At 66.1% G+C, this 23,975-nt stretch carries 18 protein-coding genes; 11 read left to right on the forward strand and 7 right to left on the reverse strand.

Features of this window, described 5'->3' with window-relative positions; genetic code table 11:
* Positions 1-1,606: 1,606 nt before the first annotated feature.
* Positions 1,607-2,014 (reverse strand): DNA-3-methyladenine glycosylase, encoded by a 408-nt coding sequence (locus NO978_RS06095; protein WP_257298653.1) that lies wholly within the window; start codon positions 2,012-2,014, stop codon positions 1,607-1,609.
* Positions 2,015-2,253: 239 nt separating this feature from the next.
* Here NO978_RS06095 and NO978_RS06100 point away from each other — a divergent pair, with 239 nt between their 5' ends.
* On the forward strand, positions 2,254-2,958 hold the full coding sequence (locus NO978_RS06100; RefSeq protein WP_257298654.1) for a trans-aconitate 2-methyltransferase: 705 nt from the start codon (positions 2,254-2,256) through the stop codon (positions 2,956-2,958).
* Positions 2,959-3,174: 216 nt separating this feature from the next.
* Here the strand turns inward: NO978_RS06100 and NO978_RS06105 are convergent, their stop codons facing one another.
* Positions 3,175-4,326 (reverse strand): acyl-CoA dehydrogenase family protein, encoded by a 1,152-nt coding sequence (locus NO978_RS06105; RefSeq protein ID WP_257298655.1) that lies wholly within the window; start codon positions 4,324-4,326, stop codon positions 3,175-3,177.
* A gap of 116 nt (positions 4,327-4,442) precedes the next feature.
* Between NO978_RS06105 and NO978_RS06110 the strand changes: the two genes are divergently transcribed.
* From NO978_RS06110 to NO978_RS06125, 4 genes are all read left to right on the forward strand, one after another.
* Entirely contained in the window at positions 4,443-6,428 is a 1,986-nt protein-coding gene (locus tag NO978_RS06110; protein ID WP_257298656.1) for a 3-hydroxyacyl-CoA dehydrogenase/enoyl-CoA hydratase family protein, read from the forward strand.
* A 68-nt stretch (positions 6,429-6,496) separates the two neighbouring features.
* Positions 6,497-6,913, forward strand: a complete 417-nt coding sequence (locus NO978_RS06115) for a hypothetical protein (protein ID WP_257298657.1) — start codon at positions 6,497-6,499, stop codon at positions 6,911-6,913.
* A 78-nt stretch (positions 6,914-6,991) separates the two neighbouring features.
* Positions 6,992-7,720: a DICT sensory domain-containing protein gene (locus NO978_RS06120; RefSeq protein WP_257298659.1), complete on the forward strand. Its 729-nt coding sequence runs from the start codon at positions 6,992-6,994 to the stop codon at positions 7,718-7,720.
* 133 nt (positions 7,721-7,853) lie between these two features.
* A complete protein-coding gene (locus NO978_RS06125) occupies positions 7,854-8,459 on the forward strand; it encodes a HalX domain-containing protein (RefSeq protein ID WP_257298660.1) in 606 nt (201 codons plus the stop codon).
* Between the two features lie 5 nt (positions 8,460-8,464).
* Here the strand turns inward: NO978_RS06125 and NO978_RS06130 are convergent, their stop codons facing one another.
* The 3 genes from NO978_RS06130 to NO978_RS06140 form a co-directional block, all read right to left on the reverse strand.
* On the reverse strand, positions 8,465-10,498 hold the full coding sequence (locus tag NO978_RS06130; RefSeq protein ID WP_257298661.1) for a PAS domain S-box protein: 2,034 nt from the start codon (positions 10,496-10,498) through the stop codon (positions 8,465-8,467).
* A gap of 141 nt (positions 10,499-10,639) precedes the next feature.
* The gene (locus tag NO978_RS06135) at positions 10,640-11,788 is read right to left on the reverse strand and encodes an acyl-CoA dehydrogenase family protein (RefSeq protein ID WP_257298662.1); all 1,149 of its coding nucleotides are present in this window, start codon (positions 11,786-11,788) and stop codon (positions 10,640-10,642) included.
* Positions 11,789-11,881: 93 nt separating this feature from the next.
* Positions 11,882-13,378 (reverse strand): hypothetical protein, encoded by a 1,497-nt coding sequence (locus tag NO978_RS06140; protein WP_257298663.1) that lies wholly within the window; start codon positions 13,376-13,378, stop codon positions 11,882-11,884.
* 96 nt (positions 13,379-13,474) lie between these two features.
* On the opposite strand from NO978_RS06140, the gene NO978_RS06145 reads away from it, so the two are divergent.
* From NO978_RS06145 to NO978_RS06165, 5 genes are all read left to right on the forward strand, one after another.
* Entirely contained in the window at positions 13,475-14,734 is a 1,260-nt protein-coding gene (locus tag NO978_RS06145) for a zinc-ribbon domain-containing protein (protein ID WP_257298664.1), read from the forward strand.
* 165 nt (positions 14,735-14,899) lie between these two features.
* Positions 14,900-15,559, forward strand: a complete 660-nt coding sequence (locus NO978_RS06150; protein ID WP_257298665.1) for a hypothetical protein — start codon at positions 14,900-14,902, stop codon at positions 15,557-15,559.
* Between the two features lie 76 nt (positions 15,560-15,635).
* Positions 15,636-16,430, forward strand: a complete 795-nt coding sequence (locus NO978_RS06155; protein ID WP_257298666.1) for a creatininase family protein — start codon at positions 15,636-15,638, stop codon at positions 16,428-16,430.
* A 114-nt stretch (positions 16,431-16,544) separates the two neighbouring features.
* On the forward strand, positions 16,545-17,636 hold the full coding sequence (locus NO978_RS06160) for an aminopeptidase (protein ID WP_257298667.1): 1,092 nt from the start codon (positions 16,545-16,547) through the stop codon (positions 17,634-17,636).
* Between the two features lie 281 nt (positions 17,637-17,917).
* Entirely contained in the window at positions 17,918-19,570 is a 1,653-nt protein-coding gene (locus NO978_RS06165) for a DUF1508 domain-containing protein (protein WP_257298669.1), read from the forward strand.
* 1 nt (position 19,571) lies between these two features.
* On the opposite strand, the gene NO978_RS06170 is transcribed toward NO978_RS06165, so the two are convergent.
* The gene (locus tag NO978_RS06170; protein WP_257298671.1) at positions 19,572-20,237 is read right to left on the reverse strand and encodes an O-methyltransferase; all 666 of its coding nucleotides are present in this window, start codon (positions 20,235-20,237) and stop codon (positions 19,572-19,574) included.
* 257 nt (positions 20,238-20,494) lie between these two features.
* Between NO978_RS06170 and NO978_RS06175 the strand changes: the two genes are divergently transcribed.
* A complete protein-coding gene (locus NO978_RS06175) occupies positions 20,495-22,795 on the forward strand; it encodes a methyl-accepting chemotaxis protein (protein ID WP_257298673.1) in 2,301 nt (766 codons plus the stop codon).
* 9 nt (positions 22,796-22,804) lie between these two features.
* On the opposite strand, the gene solA is transcribed toward NO978_RS06175, so the two are convergent.
* Complete coding sequence (solA, locus tag NO978_RS06180) at positions 22,805-23,950, reverse strand: N-methyl-L-tryptophan oxidase (RefSeq protein ID WP_257298674.1); 1,146 nt, start codon at positions 23,948-23,950, stop codon at positions 22,805-22,807.
* Positions 23,951-23,975 lie beyond the last annotated feature (25 nt).

Consider the following 23,975-nt stretch of genomic DNA (forward strand, 5'->3'; position numbering starts at 1 on the left):
ACGGGATGGGCTCCGCGACGGAGCCCATCCCTGTGGATCATCACGAACCTCCGCTGCCAGCTCATACAGCCCGATTTGTGCGCCTCCTATGAGATGGTGGCGAAATCAGCTCGGGCTAAACACATACTTCCGAGGTAAAGGAAACTGAGGTAGGGCAAGGGACAGTCTATGACTTCGCTCTTCTCGATGGAGACATCCGATTAAACCCGGATGACAGAATGACTTTCCACATTTCAAACCGCGCCGATGGGACTCTGACTTCTTCGGTATATATCAAAAATGGCCGGGTTACGGACTTTTGCCTTCGTTTGCCTCCCGGAGAGAACTCAAAGGAAATCTGTAGTGCATTAAGCAAATCTCATCTACCTATAACCGTCTATACTCGTAGGGCAGGAACTCAGATTATCCATATTACGTCAGTCGATTTTACCACTATGCAAGATTGGTTTCATCCGAGGGAATTCCTTATTCTTGTTGAAGAAATGCTGAATACCCACCAAGAGATTATCAAATATGAGTGATTTTGACAGCCTTATAACGGTCAGAAGTACATTCTCGGGGATTCATGCAGAGGCTTTACAGGCATATTTGATAGATAAACATGAAGTCGAAACGTCTCATGACGATGTTGCTAAGGTCTTAATCCTCGAAAAGTTGAAAGATGAAGGCTATCTGTAACGGCTAATCGGTCCATTTCCCCATATTTGCTTTTTCCACTTTCTATTAATGAGATTTGGGCAGTATAGGCCCTGAATCGTCGGTTTAGGAGATACGCTTGATTTCACCAATTCCCGGGCCATTTTCCAAATTCGCCGTCTGAGTGGATTTAACGGCTTGAATTCGGGACAATTGGGCATTCTCGAAAGTCGTATTTTCTTTAGCGACGTAAATGGCCCGAATCTCTAGGGGGTTCTCAGAAGGTTTACTCACCTGATTCTGCGATTTCAGGCAGTAATACAGCAGTTTAGATAATTACTTACAGTTATCTGAGCCAAACCTGCTCCCAACCTCGAAGAAAATCCGTCCGACGTTGCCTGTAATCCCAATATCGGGGGTTCGCTCCCCTGCTCAGAATCCGAGAAATCTGGATTACTTTGATATATGCCTCTCAGATTCGATTCCTTCGAGAACCGAAGGGGATTGTCCGTCTCTCAAAATAGAGCTTAGAAAATCCCGATGTATTCCCGTTTATTCCCGATTCGATAAAAGCGAAAATTTTATCAATTTAGGTAACTAAAATAAAGATAGGAAGACTCCCGATTCACGGGAGAATGATTCCATGGAAGCTCCTCTGCTCTGCTTCCGCTTCATAACACCCCTCCCGGTGGGATATAACCGGGCCTAACCCCTCTTCGTTTGGGCCTTCGTTTTTCCTGAGGGTCAATATCGGTTGGTCGTGATTACTGTAATAATCAGGAGCAGCTTGTAATATCGGGAATCGGGTCCCTGCTTGTGATTCCCTTTTCTATTCACTCTTACTAAACTTGGAATAATGGTGCCAACCTATCAATTCGTCAGACACATCTGAAAATTACGTTCTTATTGGTGTGAAATTATATCCCTCCGGTGTTCCCTACTAACCAAGAAAAAACCAAGTGGACCAAAATTAGAAGAGCTGCATCTTGGCGGTCCAGACGCCGACACCCTTGATATCGGTGAGTTCGGCGACGACCTCCTCGTCGCTCATCCCGTCGAAGTACTCCCGCGTGTAGCCATGCTCCTCGAACGCTTCGGCGACGTTCCGGACGTACCCGACCTTCTGGCCGGACAGCCCGGCGTTCCGGAGCGTGGCCTCGTCGGCGGCGAGGACTGCGGCAGGTTCGATCTCGACCGCGTCGTACAGTCGCTCCCGGATGGCCGTCGCCGCCGAAGTCGATACCTGCTGGCTGACGATGGACCGGACCAGCCGCTCGAACAGGTCCTCGGCCGGCTCCAGTTCGACGGGGCCATGCTCCTCGACGACAGGGCCCATCTCCGGGTCAGTTCGGAGATGGTCGTACGCGTCCTGGCTCATCGTGGGGATGCAGGACCCCGACGCAGATAAGCGGCTCACTAGGCTCCCGAAACGACTAAGTGGCCAGCGTGAGAAAATGTAAGTAAGAAGTAATCTAAACTATTTTGATAACTCTTATCCGGTAGCAGCAGCTATCCCATATTCCGGTAGGAAGCGTACACTATCGGCCGATACGCAAAGCCAGGGAACAGTGTCGACGAGTAACAACCACGGCAAATATGCGAAATCAAACAGTATCCATGACCGAGACACACCAGCAGACCATCGACTGGGACGAGTTCTGGCGCACCGCCGACGAGGACGACCAGCAAAGCGCGACACCGAGTGCACACCACGTCCGTGCGGCACTCGCCGACTTCGTGGCGGAGACGGGCGGTATCGACTCCGTCGCGGACGTCGGCTGCGGCCCGGGCGTCGTCACGTTCGACGTCGCCGAACGGTATCCCGACGCCGACGTCGTCGGCTACGACGCGGCCGAGGCCATCCTCGAGGAGAACCGCGAGCGCGCAGCCGCCGACGAGGTCGACAACGTCAGTTTCGAGCGCGCTGTCCTCCCGGCGTTCGACCCCGGCCGCCAGTTCGACCTCGTCCTGTGCTACGGCACCCTCGCGTACGTCACCGAGTCCGAGCAGGCACTCCAGAACCTCTACGACGCGGTCGCCCCCGGCGGGCACCTCGTCCTCGGCTACGTCAACGAGTTCGGTGCGGCCCAGTTCCGCGCCCAGCACGCCGAACTCAGGGAGAGCGACGACCCGCGCCGCGACCCCGACGAGTACGGGCGACGCTTCCGGCTGGTGATGGACGAGGAGACCACGCTCTCGTTCGACGCCATCCGGAACGCGCTCGGAACCTGGCCCCGCAGCATCTGGGAGGTCGCCGAGAAGCCCGAGAAGCGATGGGCATGGAGCCACGTCCCGCTGGTCTACGTTCCGAAGCCCGAGTAGCTACTGTGCGGTGACGGCCGAGCGACACCCCCGCCGACGCACCCCTTAAGGGGATACCAGCGAACGCGAGCAGACGCAGAAATCAGGTGAACGTCCGCGCGAGCGAAGCGAGCGCGGTTCACCGGGCACGAACGCAGTGAGTGCCCGGCCTTTTTCAGCCATGGTTTTGCCGCGAGGGGTTCGAACGCAGCGAGACCCCGAGCGGCAAAAAGATGGTCAGTAGCCCTTGCCGAGCAGCTCGCGTGCGATGATGTTCTTCTGGATCTCCGTGGTGCCCTCGTAGATCTGGGTGATCTTCGCGTCGCGGTAGAAGCGCTCGACGGGGAAGTCGTTCACGAAGCCGGCGCCGCCGTGGATCTGGACGGCCTCGTCGGCGACGTCGACGGCGACGCGGGAGGCGTACTCCTTCGCCATGGAGGCCAGCTTCGTGACGTCCTCGCCCTGGTCGACGTTCCAGGCGGCCTTGTACGTCAGCATGCGAGCGGCCTCGGTGCGGGTGTGCATGTCCGAGAGCTTGTGCTGGATGGCCTGGAACTCCGAGATGGGGCGGTCGAACTGCTCGCGTTCCTCCGCGTAGGAGAGCGCGGCCTCGTTCGCGCCCTTGGCGATACCGACGCCCTGTGCGGCGACGGCGGTACGGGTCTCGTCGAAGAACTGCATCTGCTGGAGGAAGCCCATGCCGCGAGTGCCGATGAGGTTCTCCTCGGGGACGCGAACGTCATTGAGGATGAGCTCCGCGGTGTCGCTCGCGCGGATGCCGAGCTTGCCGGTTATCTTCTCCGCCTCGAAGCCGTCGCGGTCGGACTCGACGACGATCTGGCTGAAGCCGTTGTAGCGACCGTCGGCGTCGGGGTCGGTCTCGCAGAGGACGACGTAGTAGTCCCCGATGGAGCCGTTCGTGATCCACATCTTGTTCCCGTTGATGACCCACTCGTCGCCGTCCTTCTCGGCCTGTGTGGAGACCGAGGAGACGTCGGAGCCGGTGTCGGGTTCGCTGATGGCGGCGCCCATGATGGCGTCACCGGTCGGGATGGGTTCGAGGAACCGCTCCTTCTGGTCCTCGCTCCCGAACTCCATGACGGCGTCCGCGCCGAAGCTCGTAGACGTCAGCGAGAGGCCGATGCCGGGGTCGACCGCGAACAGTTCCTCGGTGATGAGTGCGGACTCGAGGTTCCCGTAGTCCGCGCCGCCGTACTCGAAGGGGATGTGCGCGCCGAGCAGTCCCGCGTCGGCGGCCTTATCGATGATCTCCCAGGGGTACTTCTCCTCGACGTCGTACTCCTGTGCGATCGGCTCGATCTCGTTCTCCGCGAAGCGTGCCACTTCTTCCTTGATCTGTTTCTGCTCGTCGGACAGCGCGAAATCCATAGTAAACCATTAACACATTGTTCGTTAAAAAGGTATGTACCCGATTCTAAACTTACAAGGAGTTTCCCCATTCGCTAAGGGAAACCTTGAAACGGGTTCCAGTTGAGTTGTTGCGCATGGACCTGGAAGAAATCAACACCGTCGCAGTTCTCGGTGCGGGTAACATGGGACACGGCATCGCCGAAGTCGCAGCACTCGCGGGCTACGACGTGAACATGCGAGACATCAAAGACGAGTTCGTCCAGGGAGGCTACGAGAAGATCGAGTGGTCGCTCGGCAAGCTCGCAGACAGCGAGCAGATCGGCGAGGACGAGGCCGACGCCGCGCTCGACCGCGTCACACCGCTCGTGGACCTCGAGGAGACCGTCGCCGACGCCGACGTCGTCATCGAGGCCGTCCCCGAGAAGATGGACATCAAGGAGGACACCTGGACGGACGTCGAGGAGTACGCCCCCGACCACACCGTGTTCACGACGAACACGTCCTCGCTCTCCATCACGGACCTCTCCGAGTTCACGGACCGGCCGGAACGCTTCTGCGGGATGCACTTCTTCAACCCGCCGATCCGGATGGACCTCGTGGAGGTCATCTCCGGCGAGCACACCGACGACGCGACGCTCGACATCGTCGAGGCCCTCGCCGAGGACTTCGGCAAGACGCCGGTCCGCGTCCGCAAGGACGTTCCCGGCTTCATCGTGAACCGCGTCCTCGTCCCGCTGATGAACGAGGCCGCGTGGCTCGTCGACGAGGGCGTCGCCACCGTCGAGGAGGTCGACGCGACGACGAAGTTCGACATCGGCCTGCCGATGGGGAGCTTCGAGCTGTCGGACTACGTCGGCATCGACGTCGGCTACCACGTGCTCGACTACATGCACGAGGTCGCAGGGGAGCGCTACGAGCCCGCACCGATGATGGTCGAGAAGGTCGAGAACGAGGAGTTCGGCCAGAAGTCCGGGAAGGGCTTCTACGACTACGAGGACGGTGACGGCGCGGACGTCTCGATGGACGACGACCTGTTCAACGAGACCGTCAAGGAGCGCCTGCTCGCCGCGCTCGCGAACGAGGTCGCCTACCTCGTCGGAGACGACGTCGCCTCCCCCGAGGAGATCGACACCGCCGTCAAGCTCGGCGGGCGCTGGCCGAAGGGGCCGGCGAAGTTCGCCGACGAGTACGGCGTCGCGAAGCTCGCCGACGCACTGGACGAGGCGTACGAAGCCTCCGGCCACCCGCGCTACGAGGCGTTCGACTACCTCGCGACGGTCGCCGAGGAGGGCGGCTTCTACGACCAAGACGAGGGTGACGCCGAGGGCGCGCCGGACTTCGACACGCTGGAGGTCAGCTACCCCGGCGAGATGGTCGGTCAGATCGAGCTCTCGCGGCCCCAGCAGATGAACTCTATCAGCCTCGAACTAATCGAGGAGCTGGACGCCGCTATCGACCTCATGGACGAGGACGACGACGTGCGCGCGATTCTGCTCACCGGTGCGGGCTCGAAGGCGTTCTCCGCTGGTGCCGACTTCATGAGCATCGCCGGCGGCGGTGCCGACCCGTTCAACGCCGTCGAGCTCTCGAAGTACGGCCAGGAGACCTTCGGCCGTCTGGAGGAGGTCGAGATGCCCGTCGTCGCCGCAATCGACGGCTACTGTCTCGGCGGTGGCATGGAGCTGGCGACCTGCGCGGACATCCGCGTCGCGTCCTCGCGCTCCGAGTTCGGCCAGCCCGAGTTCAACCTCGGTCTCCTCCCGGGATGGGGCGGCACGCAGCGCCTCCAGCGCATCGTCGGCATGGGCCGTGCGAAGGAGATAATCTTCACCGCCGAGCGCTTCCCCGCCGAGGAGATGGAACGCTTCGGGTTCGTGAACGAGGTCTACGAGGCCGACGAGTTCGCGGACGCAGCCGTCGAGTACGCGGAGAAGCTCGCCGGCGGCCCGCCGCTCGCCCAGCGGTTCACCAAGCGCGCGATGGCGAAGGGCTGGGACGACAGCGACGCCGGCCTCGAGGTCGAGTCGATGGGCTTCGGGCACGTCGTCGGCAGCGAGGACGTCCACGAGGGCATCAACGCGTTCTTCGGCGACGACGAGCCCGAGTTCGAGGGCAAGTAACCGGACCGACCGCGGCGGCCCCTTCCGGCTGAGACAGCGTTTTTTCGATACGGTTCCAAGCCGGCGGCGTGTACACGGGAAAGACCGAGCAGCCGTGCTGCCTCTGTGACGACCCCGACACGGCAGTCCGGGTCGACCTGCCGCCGCGGGCGGTCCCCGAGATGAAGCACTCCGGGGCGATCGCCTGGCAGGACATCGTCGGCGAAGTGTCCATCCACTTCTGTGCGAACGACTGGGAGCTCGTGCGCGAACTCGTCCTCGACATGGGAATGAGCCCGCTGTCGCGCTGCAACGTCGCTCGCGCCTCCTTCGACCTCCGCGAGGACTTCGAGGCGTTACTGAACGACGTGCGCGACGAGCCGGACCACGGGCCGGTCGAGCGGCGGATGCTGGAGGAGAGCGAGGCGACGCTGTCGGCCGACGACGCGGAGGACCCTGCCCGCGTCCAGGCCAGACTCGTCCAGTGGACGCTGGCGGAGGGCTGACGGCGAGCCGGCCGTGGCTGCCCAGCGGTCCGCCGCGGAGGGGTAAACCTCAAATCCCCTGACGCGCGAGTAAGGCGTGTGACACTCCTCGACATCATCGACCGGGTTCGGTCGAGCGAGAAGACGCTGACGCTGTTCAATCTCCCGCCAGCGTCGTCGCTGGACACCGAACTCGCGTCCTTCTTCGAGGACATGAACGTCCGTGTCGACGTGGACGAGACGGCCGCCGACGCGCCGACGTTCGGCACGCTGACCGCGCCCGACGAGTTCTACGCCGCCGTCGCCGGCGACGAGCTGCGGGCGCTGCTGGACGGCCCGAATGCTGGCCCCGACGGCCTCGGAATCGACGACACCGACCACGCGCCGCTGCTGTTGCCGCTGAAAGAGACGACCTTCACGTCGTACGACAGCGGCCGGATGATGGACGTGACCCGCGAGATAGAGGACCGCGCGTTCCGCTACGGGACAGGCGAGCTACACGTCGGCTTTCAGGAGCTCTCGCGCTTCTCGGACCAGACCGACGTGTACCGCCGGCTCGCCACGACCGACCTCGACATCCACATCTACGGGGCGCCGGACGCGGCCGTCGACGTTGACGGCCTGCAGGTCCACGCGAACGACAACGAGGAGCTCCGGCTCACCTGGTTCGTCGCGTTCGACGGCGGTGACACGCCCGAGGAGAAGTGTGCTCTCCTGGCCCGCGAGGGCGAGGTCGAGGGGTTCTACGGCTGCTGGACGTACGACCCGGACGTCGTCGACAAAGTCGTAGAGTACCTGTCGGGACGGTACGACCGCGTCGCGCCCTGACCCGATCAGCCACGTTCGTCTCGGCACGATGTGACAGAGAAAACCCACCACGGGTTGTTATCCGGCTCCCCTTGTATCAGAAAGAAGAACTGTGGGCGCGGCATTTATGAACCATAGACACCATAGCCCGAACGTGGCAGAAAACGACGGTCAAGGGGCCGGCGACACATCCGGTGGCCTCGAGGTGCTCGTCGTCGACGACGAGTCACGACTGGCGGATCTCTTCGCCGCGTGGCTCCAGACGGACTACAACGTCGAGGCGGCCTACGATGGCGAGTCGGCGCTGGAGCTGATGGAAGACACTGTCGAGATAGTGCTGCTCGACAGGCGTATGCCCGGCCTCTCCGGCGACGAGGTGCTGGACCGCATCCGCGAGGAGAACTACGACTGTCGCGTCGTGATGGTTACCGCCGTCGACCCCGACTTCGACATCATCGAGATGGGCTTCGACGACTACCTCGTCAAGCCGGTCTCGAAGGACGAACTCCTCCAGGTCGTCGAGAGCGTTACGGGGCGCTCCGATTACGAGACGGATATTCAGGAGTACTACGCACTCGTCTCGAAGAAGTCCCTGCTCGAGTCCGAGAAGTCCGAGCGGGAGCTCGAGGACCACGAGGAGTACGCGGAGCTCTGCGACCGCGTGGACGAACTCCGCGAGCGCGTGGACCAGACCGTCTCCGGTATGCAGGACCACGACGACTTCGTCGGCGCGTTCCAGGATCTCCCCGGCGGCAGCTGATTACGTTACGGCGCCTCCACGTCGGAGAACTCGAATCTGGCCCCACCAGACTCGCTCTCGACGACCTGCGTCGTCCAGCCGTGTGCACTCGCGACTTCTCTGACGACCCATAGCCCGATGCCGAGCCCCTCGTCCGAGGTCGAGAAGTCCGAGTCGAACGCGTTCTCTCGCACCTTTGCCGGCATCCCTTCGCCGTCGTCCGCGACGTAGAACCCGACCATGGTCTGTGTCTCCGTCTCGACGTGTTCGACGCCGGTCCCGGCCTCCTCCGGGAACTGGAATCCGCCGGTGTCGACGGCGTGCTCCGGCTCTTCGTACAACACACCGACCTCGACGGTGACGTCCTCGCCCCCGTGCTCGATGGCGTTCCGGAACAGGTTCTCGAACGCCCGCAGGAGCCGTGAGCGGTCGGCCTCGAACCGACCCGATCCCTCGACGGTGAGCGTCGCTGCGGGCGTCTCGACGTTCGTCCACGCCTCGCGGACCAGCGGTTCGAGCTCCATCGGCTCGGTCTCGGTGACGGTCTGGCCCTGCCTGGCGATCGCGAGCACGTCGCCGACGATGTCCTCCATCCGTTCGAGGCCGTCGGCGACGTGTTCGAGCGAGCCACGAACGTCCTCCGGGGCGGTCTCCATCGCCATCTCGAGGTAGCCCTGGGAGACGCCGAGCGGGTTCCGGAGGTCGTGGCTGACGATGCTCGCGAAGGCGTCCAGGCGCTCGTTCTGGCGCTGGAGCTCGTGTTCGCGTTGCTTCCGTTCGGTGATGTCGCGCATGACACCGACCGTTCCCCGGAACTCGTCGTCGTAGGGGAGCAGCGCCAGCTGGACCTCGCAGGGGTAGCGACGGCCATCTTTCGTGTCGACGGTGACCTCCTGTGTCTCGCCCTCCATCCGGCCGTCGGCGATCATTTCCTGGATGACACGCTCCCCCCGTTCGACGGCCTCGTCGTCGAGGATGATGGAGACGTGTTCGCCGAGCAGCCCCTCTCGGCTGTACCCGGTCATCGAGAGCATCGCGTCGTTGACCGTCATGAAGTGACCGTCGCTGTCGAGCGCGTACATGCCGTCACCGACGGTCTCGACGAGGCGCTCGTAGCGTTTGAGGACGCGCTCCTGCTGGTCGATGCGGCCGCGGATGGCGATCGTGTCGAGGACGTGCGAGGCACTGCTGGCGATCTCCCAGAGCGCGCTGACCTCCATCTCGGAGAAGCCGTCGGCGTCGTCGGAGTAGACGCCGAGGACGCCGTACAGTTCGTCGTCGGAGTACAGCGGCGCGACGACGACGGCGTTGCAGTCACGTTCGGTCGCCGCCGACCGCCACGGGACGGCCGCGCGGTGGGCCTCGATGTCGTTGACGACCTGGGGTTCACGGGTCCGCAGCGCGCGCTCGATGACCGTCTGTTCGCTGCCGCCCCGCCCGACCGGGAAGGTGACGCTCACCGGCCAGTCGTCGGTCGCGCTCGCGGACACCCACGGGACGACCTGTCCCTCCCGCTTGTCGTACTCGCCGATCCACGCGAAGGTGTAGCGGCCGCCGAGTGTGAGCTGCTCGCAGACGGCCTGTTCGATGTCCATCGGCGATGAGGCGTCGACGAGCGCCCGTTTCACGTCGCGGACGAGGTCCTCGGGTCGGCTCCCGCCGGGCGGCGCGGTGTCGGTCGGGTCCCGGACGACCGAGTTGGCGACCCAGGCGGCGAAGGCGTCGTCGGAGCCGGCGTCGCCGACGTCGTCGAGGAAGTCGACGACCTCCATCACCGCCGCGCCGCTGCCCCGTTCGGCGTCGTACTCGGTGAGCACGAGGAGCGGGATGTCGGGGTGGCGCTCGCGGGTCGCCTGGAGCACCGCCGGGGAGGCATCGATGGTCGCCATGTCGCTGACGATGCAGTCGAGGTCGCCGTCGGCGAGGTGTTCGATGACGCCGGTGAAGCCAGCGGCTGTGAGCACCTCGACGTTCGGGTAGGACCACTGCAGGGGGGCGGCGAGACTGGCGCGCAACTGCGCGTCGTTGCTGATGATTAGAACCCGTTTCGTGGCCGTCATTGTGTCAAGTCCTGTTCGCGACCGGTCGGCGCTCGCCATCGCTCGCCGGGCGCGGTTCAGTCACCCGTCTGTTTCGGTGTCGCGATAATGACGCTTGTGGTTGTTTACCCCGGCCGTTCCGGGGAGCCGCGTGCTGTAGTCTCAGGCCTGCCGGTAGATGAGGTTGCGCTGGATGGCGTTCGCGCCCTCGTAGATGACCGGGATGCGGACGTCGCGGTACACGCGAGCGATGCGTCGTTCGTCGAGCACGGAGCGGCCACCGTGGAGCTGCATCCCCAGCTCGGCGTTCCCCGTGGCGGTCTCGGTCGCCTTCGTCTTCGCCATCGCGGCCCAGTAGCCGGGGTTCTCACCGCTCTCGACCTTCTCGCAGGCGCGCCAGACGAGCGAGCGGGCCGACTCGAACCCGAGCAGCATGTCGGCGAGGTCGTGCTGGACGGCCTGGAAGTCGGAGATAGAGCGGCCGAACTGCTCGCGGTCGTGGACGAAGTCCCACGCCTCCTCGATGGCGGCGGCGGCGAGACCGAGCCCGTGGCCGGCGACGGCGACGCGGCCGTGGTTGAAGAAGTCCGCGAGCATCATGAAGCCGTTCCCCTCGTGGCCGACGAGGTTCTCCTCTGGGATGCGTGCGTCGTCGAACGTGATGTGGGCCTGCTTCGAGGCACGGAACCCCATCTTCTCGGGGATGTGCTCGGGCTCGTAGCCGTCGATGTCGGTGGGGACGATGAAGATGGAGTGGTTGCCGTAGCGGTTGTCCTCGTCGTGGCCGGTCCGGGCGTACACCGTTATCCAGTCGGCCTCGACGCCGTTGCCGATCCAGTACTTCTCGCCGTTGAGCACGTATTCGTCGCCGTCCTTCTCGGCGGTGGTCTCGATGCCGGCGAGGTCGCTCCCCGTCTCGGGCTCGGAGACCGCGAGTCCCGATATCTGCTCGCCCTCGGCGACGGGCCGGAGGAACTTCTCCTTCTGCTCCTCGTTGCCGTACTCGTAGGTCATCTCGCAGCCGAAGCTGGCGAGCTGGAGCGTGAGCGCGATACCCGCGTCGGCCTTGTAGAACTCCTCCGTCATCGCCAGAATCTCGGGAAGCGAGAGGCCCCGGCCGCCGTACTCCTCGGGGATGTCCTGGGCGACGAGTCCGGCCTCCTGCCCAGCCTCGAGTATCTCCCAGGGGTACTCGCCGGACTGGTAGTACTCCTGTGCGTTCGGCTCGATGTGTTCGGCGGCGAACGCCCGCGCTTCGGCCTTGATTTCGTGGGCCTCCTCCGGAACGAGACTGTCCTCTAAGAGTTCCATGCTCTGCGGTTCGGCCCGGACGCTCAAATACGGTGGGGCGAGGGAACTCGGGACCCCTCGACCACCGGCTGTGGAGCTACCGTGGTCGGTGAGTTATCCCGACAGCCCCTCGACACGGTAGCCGTCGCCGCCGAAGGAGAACCTGTAGCCGCCGCCGGGCACCGTCGGCAGCCCGAGGGTTTCCACCCCGATGGCCAGGCGCTCCCGCCGGACGTCGGGGGTTCGAAGCTCGACGCGCGATACGGTGCCGTCGTCCAGATAGGAGAGCGTGTCGCGGAGCGCCTCGAACTGGAGCACCTGCGGCTGGATGAGCGCCGGGGCCGACCGCGACCCGGTTCGTTCGACGGTCACGACCGCGTTCGACGGGCCGGAGTCCCCAGCGGCGTGCGTCCGGAGCGTCTCGCCGGACCGGCTCGTCGACTGGACCATACTCGACGGTGCGAGCTCCGGGCCGTCTCCGACGAGCTCGACGAGCGCGGCGAACAGGTCCAGCGAGCGGCGCTGGTTCCCGCGCCACACCTGCACGCGGGGGAAGACGACCGCGTACCGGCCGGGAGACAGTCCGCCGATGCTCGCGGGGTCGCCGTAGGCCAGCCGCGGCCGGGCGTCGATGTCGAACGTCGTCCGGTCCCGCTCGCCCGGCCTGACGACGGTGTTCTCGTCGGCCGTCGACTCTCTGGCGAGGGGTGCGACCACCTTCCAGTCGTCCCCGTACTGGTAGATGAGCGCCCACGCGCCGTCGTGGACGACCGAGCCCGGCCCGTAGTTGTGCAGCGTCGTTCGGAGTCGACCGTTCGTGAGACCGATCTGCTCGTCGTTCGGTTCGAGGTAGCGCTGCGTGCCCGCGTCGGCCTCGTGGAACCAGTGCACGGTCCCGTCGAGCGCGACCACTCCGGGCGTCGGCGGGTCCGTGAACTGCGAACCACTCCACTCGCTCCCCCGCCGTGGGAACACGGAGAGACCGAGGGTCCAGCCGCCGTCGCCGGCGACCTCGTACTGGCCGGTCGGGAGACAGGCGTCCGCACCGCGCATCACGACCACGCCGTAGCGGCCACCGACCGTCGCGCCGGGCGGTATCGTCACCGACCGGGTCGCGTCCTCTGTCTCGACCACGTCCCGTGAGCGAGTCTTCCAGCAGGCGTTCCAGAGCCGGAGGCCATCGGTCGGGTCGTCCGCCGAGACGGGGACGACGTACAGCGGCGGGCCGTCGCCACGGAGCCGGTACGTGGAGACCGGTGGCGTCGCCCCGAACTCGACGGTCCGGTCGGACTCGGAGACGTTACGGAGACCGACCCACAGCAGCGCGGGACGGGACTCGGTCGCCGTCCGGACGAACCCGGCATCGAGGGCGAGCCCGTCCGGCACGTCGGCAGCGCGGAGCGAGACCAGCCGGCGATCGGGGCCGACCTCGCTGACGGTCGCCGGCGACGGCTCGACGCGTGGCTCCGCGAACGGGGATTCCGTCGCCGTCGGTCGCGTCGTCTCGACATCCAGCGGTGGTCGGGTCGTCCGCCCGCCGTCGTCTGCGAGGCCGCTACAGCCAGCGATGGAGGCAGTCGCGAGCGTGGAGAGCAAGGCGCGGCGGCGCATCGTCCCCACTGTTGGGGACGGAGGCCCAAAGGCGTTGAGTGCAGCGGTCGGTGCAGGAACTTATTTGCCTCCCGCTGCCGAACTTGTCAACATCCAATGAGTCGTGACGGTGGTGCCGACGCGACGGTGTGTCCATCCTGCGGGACGCGTGCGGACGCCGGGGACCGGTTCTGCTCGGCCTGTGGCACGGCGCTCGCCGCCGAGAAGCGTGACGAGCCGTCAGGCCCGACTGCTGCGGCTGCTCCGGGCAACGGCTCGTCCGACGCTGACAGCAGCTCCGGCGGTGAGACCAGCGACGACCAGCACGACGAGTCCGGGGAGACCGTCTGGGCGACCGACCCGGCAGCACCCGAGGCGGCACCGACCGGAACCGAACCCCCGGACGGGGGCGGGAATGACAGGTCGGACGCGGCCGGCGGTCGCAACGAATCGGCCGGTGCCCAGGGCGACGCTGACAGGGACTTGACCGACGACGCGGACGCCGAGTCGGCGTCGCTGGAGCCCTGGCAGAAGCGCTGTCCGGAGTGCGGTTCGGTGCTCGTCGCACAGGCGGTACGGTGTACGGGCTGTGGCACGACGCAACCGGACGTTGCCACTCCGGACGACGGAGGCGACCGGGAACAGAACGGCGAGCAGCGCGGTGCGCCCGACGCCAGTTCGCACGGCGAGTCGCGCCCGCGCCGGCGTGACGCGGCCGGGAGCCGGTCCCGGGAACGACGGGGACCCGACCGCCGGAACGAGCCGCGACAGCCCAGTCGCCGTCGTGACCCGGGGCGGGAGAGCCGCGGCCGGACGACCGACGCCGGCGGCGGCGAGGTACAGTACGAACGAGACCGCCGGACGGAAAGGGTGGCTTCGCAGCAGGAGCCGCGGGGCGACGCTCGCGGCGGCTATCGTGAACGACCGGGACGCCAGCGGCCACGGCGAGAGCCACCGCACGGACCGGCAGCGGACCGCGACCGACGCGAACGGCTGGCGGAACGACAGACAGCCCGCCGAGCCGACGCCGACACGCCGTACGAGCCGGCGGTGCCGAGCAGTCGCTGGTGGGCCGGCGTGCTGGTTCCCGCCGTGTTGACGTTCTTCGGGGCCGCCCTCGCGGTCGCGGCGGACCCGACTGCGGTCGCCGCCGGGACGGTTCCGTGGGTCGGCGACGGTGGGGGGTTGCTCGAACTCGCCGTGGTGTTGACGCCGACGCTCGCCCCGTTCGCGCTCTACTTCGACCGACGGTACGTCGCCCACGAAGCCGGCCGCAAGCCCTCGGCAGCCTACTACCTCGTCGCGGTGCCGTACCTGAACATCATCGTCACCGGGGTCTACCTCTGGTGGCGACAGCAGTGGCTGACTGCGGGGTGACGTCCACGCCAGTCCGTCGTCCCTTTCGGCCGTCGCGCGGAAGTTGGGGGCGACCGCTCCATCCGGTGTCGCGACGAGAGAGTCCTCCTGCAGGTCAGGCCCGGTGCTCCGGGCGGCGAGAAGACCTAAGGACCTGACCATCGCGTCAGTTAACGTGGTGGAACGATGACAGCTGTCACGACAACGGACGGAATCAAGTACGGCTTCAAGCTGATAGGGTACCAGATGCTGGTGACGCTCATCGGCGGTGGAATCGCGTTCGTCGGTTTCTTCCTCACGAGTGCCTTCGGCATCGCAGCGGTCGACAACGGGTCGACCGAGGGTGGTCTGTTCGCGCTCCTCATCGGTGGGGTGTTCCTCCTCGCCGGTGCCGCCGTCTGGCTCGCGGGGATGGCCGGGACGACGTACAAGGTCGTCGCCGACGCAGTCGAAGCCGGAACACTGAGCGCGTCCACCGGGTCCGGCCGGGCGGCCACGTCGGCTGCTCCACAGCAGGCTTCCGGGAGAGAAGCCCGGACGGGGCGGAGTGGTGGGCAGACGAGAGGGTCGTCGTCCCGCCCGAGCGGTGACTCGAAGGCCGGTAGCCGGTCCCCGTCGAACTCCGGAAGCCGTCCGGAGTCGAGGAGTGGCTCGAAGTCGGGGTCGTCCACCGAAACGGAACGACGCGACTCGTCCGGGGGGCGGTCCAGGTCGTCGGGCAGTCGGTCGAAATCGTCCGGAAACCGTTCCGACAGTCGAAGCTCCAGGGGGTCACGGGACGGGTCGAGCGGTGACGGCAAGCGATCCTCGCGTGGTGACACGACCCGACGCCGGGACGACGAGTAGTAGGGACGGAGAGAGCCCAACCCCGCGGCTGGCCGGGAGGGCCACCTTTTTGCTCGCCGGCCGCCCGTCCACGTGCATGTACCTCGCCGACCAGTCCTGGCCGGACCTCGGTTCGTACTTCGCCGAGGAGTCGCTCGCGGTCGTCCCGCTCGGGTCGACGGAACAGCACGGACCACACCTCCCGGAGAGCACTGACCACGTGATCGCGGAGCACCTCGCCCGCGAGGCGGCCGACCGCGCCGGCTACCTCTGTACGCCGACGGTCAACGTGGGCGTGAGCATGCACCATCGGCAGTTCCACGGGACGATGTCGGTCGATCCGCCGGCGTTCCGCGACTACGTCGAGAGCATGACGCGGAGCCTCACCCACCACGGCATCGACCGTGTCGTCTACGTCAACGCCCACGGCGGCAACATGCAGCACCTCCGCGAGGTCGGCCGACGCCTCCGCGAGGACCGCGTCGCGTTCGCCGTCGAGTGGATGTGGGACGAGTCCATCCCGGACCTCGTCGACGAGCTGTTCGAGCACAACGGTCCCCACGGCGGCCCGAAGGAGACGGCCATGCTGCAGTACCTCGACCCGGAGAACGTCCACGACGACCGCCTGGAGGAGGCCCGCGACGGTGGCCGCGTGAATCTGGAGGACGGGAACCCGACCATCCACGGCGCGCGGAACTACTACGATGCCATCGACAACTCGCCCAACGGCGTCTTCGGCGACCAGACGGACGCGACCGCCGAGAAGGGCGAGCAGCTGTTCGAGGCCGCGACCGAGCAGCTCGTCGCCCTGCTCGAGTGGCTCGACGAGAAACCGTTCGACGACCTCATGGCCGCGCCGCACGTCGACCCGCAGCCCGGTAGCCGGCGGTAGCACGGCGGCTCCACCCCGTCTTCTTCGCCTGCCACCGACGGCTCGACAGCGTGGGCCCTGGGTGTGCAGACCATGTTTCGAAACGAATATCAGTCGCTTGTCGTAACCCGTGGTATGGACGAACGCGTCAGGGAACAGGCCGAAGTGCTCGTCGAAGACTGTGCCGAGATCGAAGCCGGTGACAACGTCACCGTCACGGGACCGCCAGAGGCGGAGGACCTCGCGGTCGCCGTCGCCGAGCTGCTCGGCGAGAAGGGTGCGCACCCGCAGACGCGCCTCCAGTCGAGCCGCGTCGACCGCGCGTACATGCTCGCCGCCGACCCCGAGGATTTCGACACGCCCTCGCACACGCTCGCCGCGGCCGAGGAGACGGACGCCTTCATCTCCATCCGCGGCTCCGACAACATGTTCGAGACGAGCGACGTGCCGCCCGAGAAGAACCAGGCACGGAGCCAGCACATGAAGCCAATCCAGGAGACGGTGATGGAGTCCAACTGGGTCGTCACGCAGTACCCCGCGGCGGGCGACGCCCAGAAGGCCGAGATGAGTACGGAGGCGTACGAGGAGTTCGTCTGGGGCGCCATCAACAAGGACTGGGACGAACAGCGCGAGTTCCAGGAGCACATGGTCGAGATACTCGACCCCGCCGAGGAGGTCCGTATCGTCAGCGGGGAGACGACCGACGTGAGGATGTCCGTCGCGGGCAACTACACCATCAACGACACCACCGAGAACAACATGCCCGGCGGCGAGGTGTTCACCGCACCCGTCCCCGATTCGGTCGAGGGCGAGGTACTGTTCGACAAGCCGCTGATGGCCCAGGGACGGGAGGTGACGAACGTCTACCTCCGGTTCGAGGACGGCGAGGTCGTCGAGCACAGCGCTGAGAAGAACGAGGAGGTCCTCTCGGCGGTGCTCGATACGGACGAGGGCGCGCGCCGGCTCGGCGAACTGGGCATCGGCATGAACCGCGACATCGACCGGTTCACCTACAACATGCTGTTCGACGAGAAGATGGGCGACACCATCCACCTCGCGCTCGGCCGGGCCTACGAGAGGAACATCGGCGAGGACAACGAGGGCAACGACTCTGTCGTCCACCAAGACATGATCGTCGACATGAGCGAGGACTCGCGCATCGAGGTCGACGGCGAGGTCGTCCAGCGCGACGGCACGTTCCGGTTCGAGGACGGGTTCGAAGGATAGCGAGGGGCCGAACGAAGTGAGGGCCCTCCGCCGGAACGGCGAGTGCAGCGAGCCGTGGAGGATAGGGAGATTCGGAGCGAGCGCTAGCGAGCGAGAATCTCCGAAACGCGAACGGGGAGCACAGCGACCCGCGAGCGGTAGCGCGGTCCGGAGCGCGCCAGCGAGCGAAATCCCCCCAACGGCAGGCAGTGTGACTTTAGGGCCGTCCGGCCGTCGTCCCGCACACAATTTTCCCTCAAGTCGTGCAAGCACTTTTACCGATAGCGGTTGCGGTATGGTGTATGGCAACAGACGACGAAAGGGGGACGCTCCTGTCAACGTACGAAGACCGAATCGGTGCTGCCGACACCGGCGACGAGGCGTATGGATACTGGGTGTTCGCGGTGGGGTTCGTCGTGGGGGTCGTCGGCATCGCGCTGTTCCTGGGAAGCGAGAGCGCGACGACGATGCGGGAGGCGAGTATCGTCCTCGCGTCGGCGGGCATCGCGCTGCTGGTCGCGGGGCCGGTCATCAGGCTCCCGCTCCAGCGGACCGCGACGTACACGACGTACCTCGGGCTGGCGATGTGTGCGGCCGCCATCGTCTGGTTCACCGTGGTCTTCCCGGTCGACTGGAGCACGACGACCGGCAACCGACCGGTCGCACTGCTGTACGCGGCGGGGCTGGCCATCATCGGTATCGGCGGGGTGTTCGTCCCGCTGTTGAGTCCAACCGAAACACGGAGAGGGGCGGCAGCGGCCGCGTCGAGCCAGCGCGTCTCCGAGCTCGAATCGGAGCTGGACTCCGTCAGGCAGGAGCGGGACGAGATCGACGAGGAACGGGAGGCACTCGCCCGAGAAGTCGAGACGGGCGCCGCAGCGAGCGAGCAGGCGAGCGCGGACGCCGAGACGAAGCAGACCGAACTGGAGGCCGAGGTCGAGGCGCTCTCGACCGAGCTCGACTCGGTACGGACGAGCAGCGCACAGTTCGAGCTGTACCCCGACAGAGGGGGCGAGTACCGCTGGCGGCTGCGACACCGGAACGGCAACATCATCGCCACCAGTGGCGAGGGGTACACCCGGAAGCACAACGCCCAGAAGGGGCTCCAGAGCGTCCGCCGGAACGCGCTCGGGGCGACCGTCGTACAGCCGCCGGCGGCCGCGACGGAGGAGCCAGAGGAGACCGGTGAGGAGTCACTCGACGACGTGCCGTTGCTCCCGGCGGTGGCCGAGACCGATCCGAGCCAGGCGACCTTCGAGCTGTTCGAGGACAGGGGCGGCGAGTGGCGCTGGCGGCTCAGACACGACAACGGTAACGTCATCGCTGACTCCGGCGAAGGGTACTCGAACCGGAGCGGTGTGAGCCGTGCCCTGCAGAGCGTCCGGGGGAACGTCGGACCGGCCGACTACCTGCGGTTCGACCCGGTGTCGTTCGAGGTGTTCCGCGACAACGCCGGGCAGTGGCGCTGGCGGCTCGTCCACAAGAACGGCAACATCCTGGGCGACTCCGGCGAGGGTTACACCCGGCGGCGCGATGCCAAGCGGGCGGTCGACACCGTCCGGAACGGCGTCGCGGACGGCAGCCTCGCCTTCGAGACCTACGAGGACAAAGGCGGTGACTGGCGCTGGCGGCTTCGGGCCGGCAACGACGAGCTCGTCGCCGACTCCGGGGAGGGGTACTCCTCCAAGTCGAGCGTCGAGGAGGCCGTCGAGCGCATCGAGAAGTACGCACCGGAAGCCGACGCGCTGGACGTCGGCCGGGCGGCCTTCGAGGTGTACGAGGACAGGGGCGGCAAGTGGCGCTGGCGGCTTCGTCACCGGAACGCGAACATCATCGCCGACTGCGGGCAGGGCTACAGCGAGCGGACCGCCGTCTACGACGCCATCGAGAGCGTCAAGCGCAACGCGCCCAGCGCGGAGGCCCACGAGGCGACCGACGACGACGCCGAGGAGTGAATCAGCCGAGCCGGTAGCTGACCGCGATTCCCTCTCCTACGGGCAGCACGTTCGTCTCGAACTCGGGGTCCGACCGCACCGTCTCCAGGTAGTCGGCGATGCCTCGCGTGTGCTCGTTCACCTCACCGGGGTCGTCGCCCTCGACCAGCGCGAGCAGCTTCTCGAACTCGATGATGCCGGCAGTCATGGCGTTGTCGGCGACGACGACGCCGCCGGGGGCGACCTTGTCGCGGACCGCGTCGAACGCCTCCGCGTATCGGTGTTTCTGGTGGTCGATCAGCACGCAGTCGAACGGGCCGTCGTAGCGTTCGATGGCGTCGAGCGCGTCACCGTGCTCGTAGTGAGCGATGGCGTCGAGTCCGGCGCTGGCCATGAACTCGCGGGCCATGTCCAGCTCGTCTTCGTCGAACTCGGTGAGGACGAGGTCGCCGTCGGCCGGGAGGGCCTGCCCCCACCAGTAGGCGGAGTAGCCGAAGCCGGAGCCGAACTCGAAGACACGGTCGGCGTCGACCATCCGCGCGAAGGTCCGTAGCAGCCCCCCGACCTCGGGACCGACGTGCGGGAAATCCTCTTCTTCGGCGTAGGCATCCATCTCGGCGGCGAGGTCGTCCCCCTCAGGGGCTGTCGCGCGGACGAAGCGTGCGGTCTCGTCTAACAGGAGGTCCATGCTGCGAGATACGGGCGTCGCTCCCTAAACGTTCCTCTGGAGGTCCAAAATGTCAGAGTTGTACTGCCACCGGTGAAAATTGCTAACCCGATCTATCCGTAGATTCGAGACGAGACAAAAAGTTGCTGGCCGCAGTACGTAGCTCTCCTGTGAAATCGGTTCACGCACGCCACCAACATACAACGGGTGTGGGAACGATACCAATAAATATAAAATTTCAGAAAGTTATACGTGAATGACTACTCTGTCAGTAGTCGATGGGCTCACTCACACGCGCGTTACTCCCGAAGCGGCTCCGCGCCAGCTACGGCGCGAAGTTCCTGACGGCACTGATTCTGGTGACCGTCGTCGCCGGGTCTCTGGGGGCCTACGTCTACCTCAACGCCGGCGAAGAACTGACCGAGGAGACGGAGGAGGAGCTGACGACCACGGCGTCGCTGCAGGCGTCACAGCTCGACGACTGGACCGGTTCGACGAGCGCGAAGACCCGTTCGCTCGGGACGACGGTCTCGACCATCAGTGGCCGTGACGACTCGTACGGACGCATCCAGTCGCTGCTGGCCGGGACCGTCGACCGGAACGAACACGTCGTCGGTGCCTACTACGTCGACGAGGAGACCGGCGAGCTACGGCTCCAGTACGGCGACCGCTCGGTCGTCGAGGAGTCGGACCGCCTCCGACCCGACGTGACCGACCGCGTGGCCGACCTGACCGACGGTGAGACCGGGACCGTGACGCTGTCTGACACCTTCCCGGCGGGCGAGTCTGGCTCGCCAATGGTCATGTTCGTGACCGAGACGCAGAGCTCCGACACCGGTGCCGTCGTCGTTCTCGCGAGCCTCCAGTCCCTCTCGGGCGACGTGCTCCGGAGTCCGGACGGCGGCCGGACCGTCGTGACGGACGACGCGGGCCGGGTCGTGATGGCGAGCGACGGTGCAGGGCTCATGGCGACCGACTCGCTCGCCTCGGGCGACGGTGAGGGGTTCGTCCCCAACACCGAGAGCGAGAACGGCTCGGTCGCCGTCGCGTCCGTCGCTGCACCCTCCCACGGGTGGACAGTCTCGACCCGGGTACCGACGAGCGAGGCGTACGCGCTCCAGCACTCCATCTCGAACCAGATGCTCGCGATGGTCGGACTGGTGTTCGCGAGTCTGGCCCTGCTCGGGCTTACGCTGGGCCGGAACACCGTCCGTTCGGTGCGCGACCTCTCCGCCTCCGCCGCGGAACTGGAGGCCGGCAACCTCGACGCCGACATGCCGACCGACCGCGCCGACGAGATCGGCGATCTCGGCCGGGCGTTCGACGAGATGCGGTCGTCGCTACAGGCCCGCATCGACGAGGTCGAGTCGGCTCGCCAGGAAGCACAGACGGCACGGGAGCGGGCACAGGGCCTCTCGGACCACCTCGAACGGAAGGCGGACCAGTACCAGACGACGATGGCGACGGTCGCCGACGGCGACCTGACCCGGCGGCTCGACCCGGAAAGCAACAGCGAGGCAATGGCTGCCGTCGCCGAGTCCTGCAACGAGATGCTCGACGAGATAGAGGCGACCGTCGCGGAGACGAAGGCGTTTGCCGCGGCGGTCGACGACGCGAGCGAGGCGGCCGCGGAGTCCGCGACCGAGGTGCAGAACGCCAGCGAGCAGGTGACCGAGTCCGTACAGGAAATCTCGGTCGGCGCCGACCGGCAGCACGACAGCCTGCAGTCAGTGAGCCAGGAGATGGAGAGCCTCTCCACCTCGACCGAGGAGATCGCGGCGACGACGAACCAGGTCGCCGACGTGGCCGAGGAGACCGCGCTCGCGAGTCGCTCGGGTCGCGCCGCCGCCAACGCGGCCGTCGAGGGGATGGCACAGATCGAGGCGGAGTCCGAGGAAGCGGTCGACGCCATCGAGGACCTCGAGGACGAGATGGCGGAGATAGACGAGCTGGTCGAGTTCATCTCCGACGTGGCGAACCAGACGAACATGCTCGCCCTGAACGCGAACATCGAGGCCTCCCGCGGCGGTGGCGGCGACGGCGACGGCGAGGGCTTCGCGGTCGTCGCAACGCAGGTCAAGGAGCTCGCGACCGACACGAAAGACGCCGCCGAGGACGTCGAGGACCGTCTCGAACGCATCCGCGACGAGACCGACCGAACCGCCGAGGAGGTTCGTGAGACGAAAGAGCGCGTCGCCACGAACGCCCAGAGCGTCCGCGAGGCAGCCACCGCGCTCGACGAGATCGCCGAGTACGCCCAGGAGACGAACACTGGGGTACAAGAGATATCGGCGGCGACCGAGGAGCAGGCCGCCTCCACGGAGGAGGTCGTCGCCGTCGTCGAGGAGGCGACGGGCATCGCCGAGCAGACCTCGGCGGAGGCCGAGACTGTGGCCGCCGCCGCGGAGGAACAGACCGCCAATCTCACCGACGTGAGCGGACAGATCGAACGCCTCGCGAGTCGGGCCCGGAAGCTCTCCGGAAACCTCGCGACGTTCGAGGTCGCCGCGACCGAGACGATGGCAACGTCCCGGTCCGCAGGTGGCACCGGGGACTTCGAGTTCGCCGACGACGACTGACGCCGCCGGCTACGCGGTCCGTATCGCCGGCCGGTCGACCGCGAACCCGTCGACTGGCAGGTCGGTCTCGCCGTCGACAGCGAGGTCCGCGAGCGCCTCCCCGACCGCGCTGGCGAACTTGAAGCCGTGGCCCGAGAAGCCCGCCGCGACGACGACGTTCTCGCGATTCGGCAGGGTGTCGACGACGAAGTCCATGTCCGGCGAGTTGGTGAACATGCACGTCGACAGCCCCATCGTCGGGCCGTCGGCGGCGGGAAAGTGGTCCCGGAGGAGCTGCCGGAGGGCGCGCTCGTCGTCCCGGTTCGGCTCGGCGACGTCGTCGGGCTCGACCGCCTCGTGCAGGTGGTGGTACAGGCCGACCTTCACGCCGGGCCGGTCGTAGCGCGGGAAGCCGTAGTACTCGGCTCCGTCGTCGCTCTCCGTGACGAACACCGGGAACCTGTCGGTCGTGAAATCCTCGGGGCGCTCGGGCGGCTGGAACCAGCCGAGCACCTGCCGCTCCGGGACGACCGCGCCGTTGAGGTCGGGCAGCAGGTCGGCGGTCCACGCGCCGGCCGCGAGGACGAGCGAGTCGGCCCTGTAGGTACCGCGGTCCGTCTCGACGGTGACGCCGTCCGCGTCGGCGTCCCAGTCCGCGACCGTCTCCCGGGCGTGGACGGTCCCGCCCTCGGCCATCGCCCGTTCGACGTGGGCGCTGACGGCGCGCTCGCAGTCGAGGAAGCCGCCGTCCGGCTGGTAGAGCGCGTCATAGCCCTCGGGGACGCCGTAGCCGGGGAACCGCTCGTTCAGCGCCGCGCCCGTCATCGTCTCGTGATCGAGCCCGTGGTCCTCACAGGCCAGCCGTGCGCCGTCGACGAGGTCGCCGTCGGGTGGCGCGGCACAGACCGAACCCGTGACGTGGAGCAGGTCTCGGCCCGTCTCGGCCTCCAGTGCCCGCCAGTTCTCGTAGGCACGCTCGACCAGCGGCACGTAGTCGGGGTGTTCGTGGTACGCCTTCCGGATGATGCGCGTCGAGCCGTGCGAGGAGCCGTTGCCGTGTGGGACGTCGAACCGCTCGATGCCCAGCACGTCGACGCCGCGGCTGGCGAGGTGGGCACACGCCGCGCTGCCCATGCCGCCCACGCCGACGACGACCACGTCGTACTCGTTCGTCATGGTTGCCCGCACGCACTCCGGCAGA

The sequence above is a fragment of the Haloarchaeobius sp. FL176 genome, assembly GCF_024609245.1.
GTDB lineage: Archaea > Halobacteriota > Halobacteria > Halobacteriales > Natrialbaceae > Haloarchaeobius.

What these genes read in the sequence shown, in the direction of transcription:
- NO978_RS06110 (WP_257298656.1), top strand. Translation starts at nt 4,443, where the DNA reads ATGGACCTGGAAGAAATCAACACCGTCGCAGTTCTCGGTGCGGGTAAC.
- NO978_RS06150 (WP_257298665.1), top strand. Translation starts at nt 14,900, where the DNA reads ATGACAGCTGTCACGACAACGGACGGAATCAAGTACGGCTTCAAGCTG.
- NO978_RS06165 (WP_257298669.1), top strand. Translation starts at nt 17,918, where the DNA reads ATGGCAACAGACGACGAAAGGGGGACGCTCCTGTCAACGTACGAAGAC.
- NO978_RS06145 (WP_257298664.1), top strand. Translation starts at nt 13,475, where the DNA reads ATGAGTCGTGACGGTGGTGCCGACGCGACGGTGTGTCCATCCTGCGGG.
- NO978_RS06100 (WP_257298654.1), top strand. Translation starts at nt 2,254, where the DNA reads ATGACCGAGACACACCAGCAGACCATCGACTGGGACGAGTTCTGGCGC.
- NO978_RS06175 (WP_257298673.1), top strand. Translation starts at nt 20,495, where the DNA reads ATGGGCTCACTCACACGCGCGTTACTCCCGAAGCGGCTCCGCGCCAGC.
- NO978_RS06095 (WP_257298653.1), bottom strand. Translation starts at nt 2,014, where the DNA reads ATGAGCCAGGACGCGTACGACCATCTCCGAACTGACCCGGAGATGGGC.
- NO978_RS06155 (WP_257298666.1), top strand. Translation starts at nt 15,636, where the DNA reads ATGTACCTCGCCGACCAGTCCTGGCCGGACCTCGGTTCGTACTTCGCC.
- NO978_RS06140 (WP_257298663.1), bottom strand. Translation starts at nt 13,378, where the DNA reads ATGCGCCGCCGCGCCTTGCTCTCCACGCTCGCGACTGCCTCCATCGCT.
- solA (WP_257298674.1), bottom strand. Translation starts at nt 23,950, where the DNA reads ATGACGAACGAGTACGACGTGGTCGTCGTCGGCGTGGGCGGCATGGGC.
- NO978_RS06130 (WP_257298661.1), bottom strand. Translation starts at nt 10,498, where the DNA reads ATGACGGCCACGAAACGGGTTCTAATCATCAGCAACGACGCGCAGTTG.
- NO978_RS06135 (WP_257298662.1), bottom strand. Translation starts at nt 11,788, where the DNA reads ATGGAACTCTTAGAGGACAGTCTCGTTCCGGAGGAGGCCCACGAAATC.
- NO978_RS06170 (WP_257298671.1), bottom strand. Translation starts at nt 20,237, where the DNA reads ATGGACCTCCTGTTAGACGAGACCGCACGCTTCGTCCGCGCGACAGCC.
- NO978_RS06105 (WP_257298655.1), bottom strand. Translation starts at nt 4,326, where the DNA reads ATGGATTTCGCGCTGTCCGACGAGCAGAAACAGATCAAGGAAGAAGTG.
- NO978_RS06160 (WP_257298667.1), top strand. Translation starts at nt 16,545, where the DNA reads ATGGACGAACGCGTCAGGGAACAGGCCGAAGTGCTCGTCGAAGACTGT.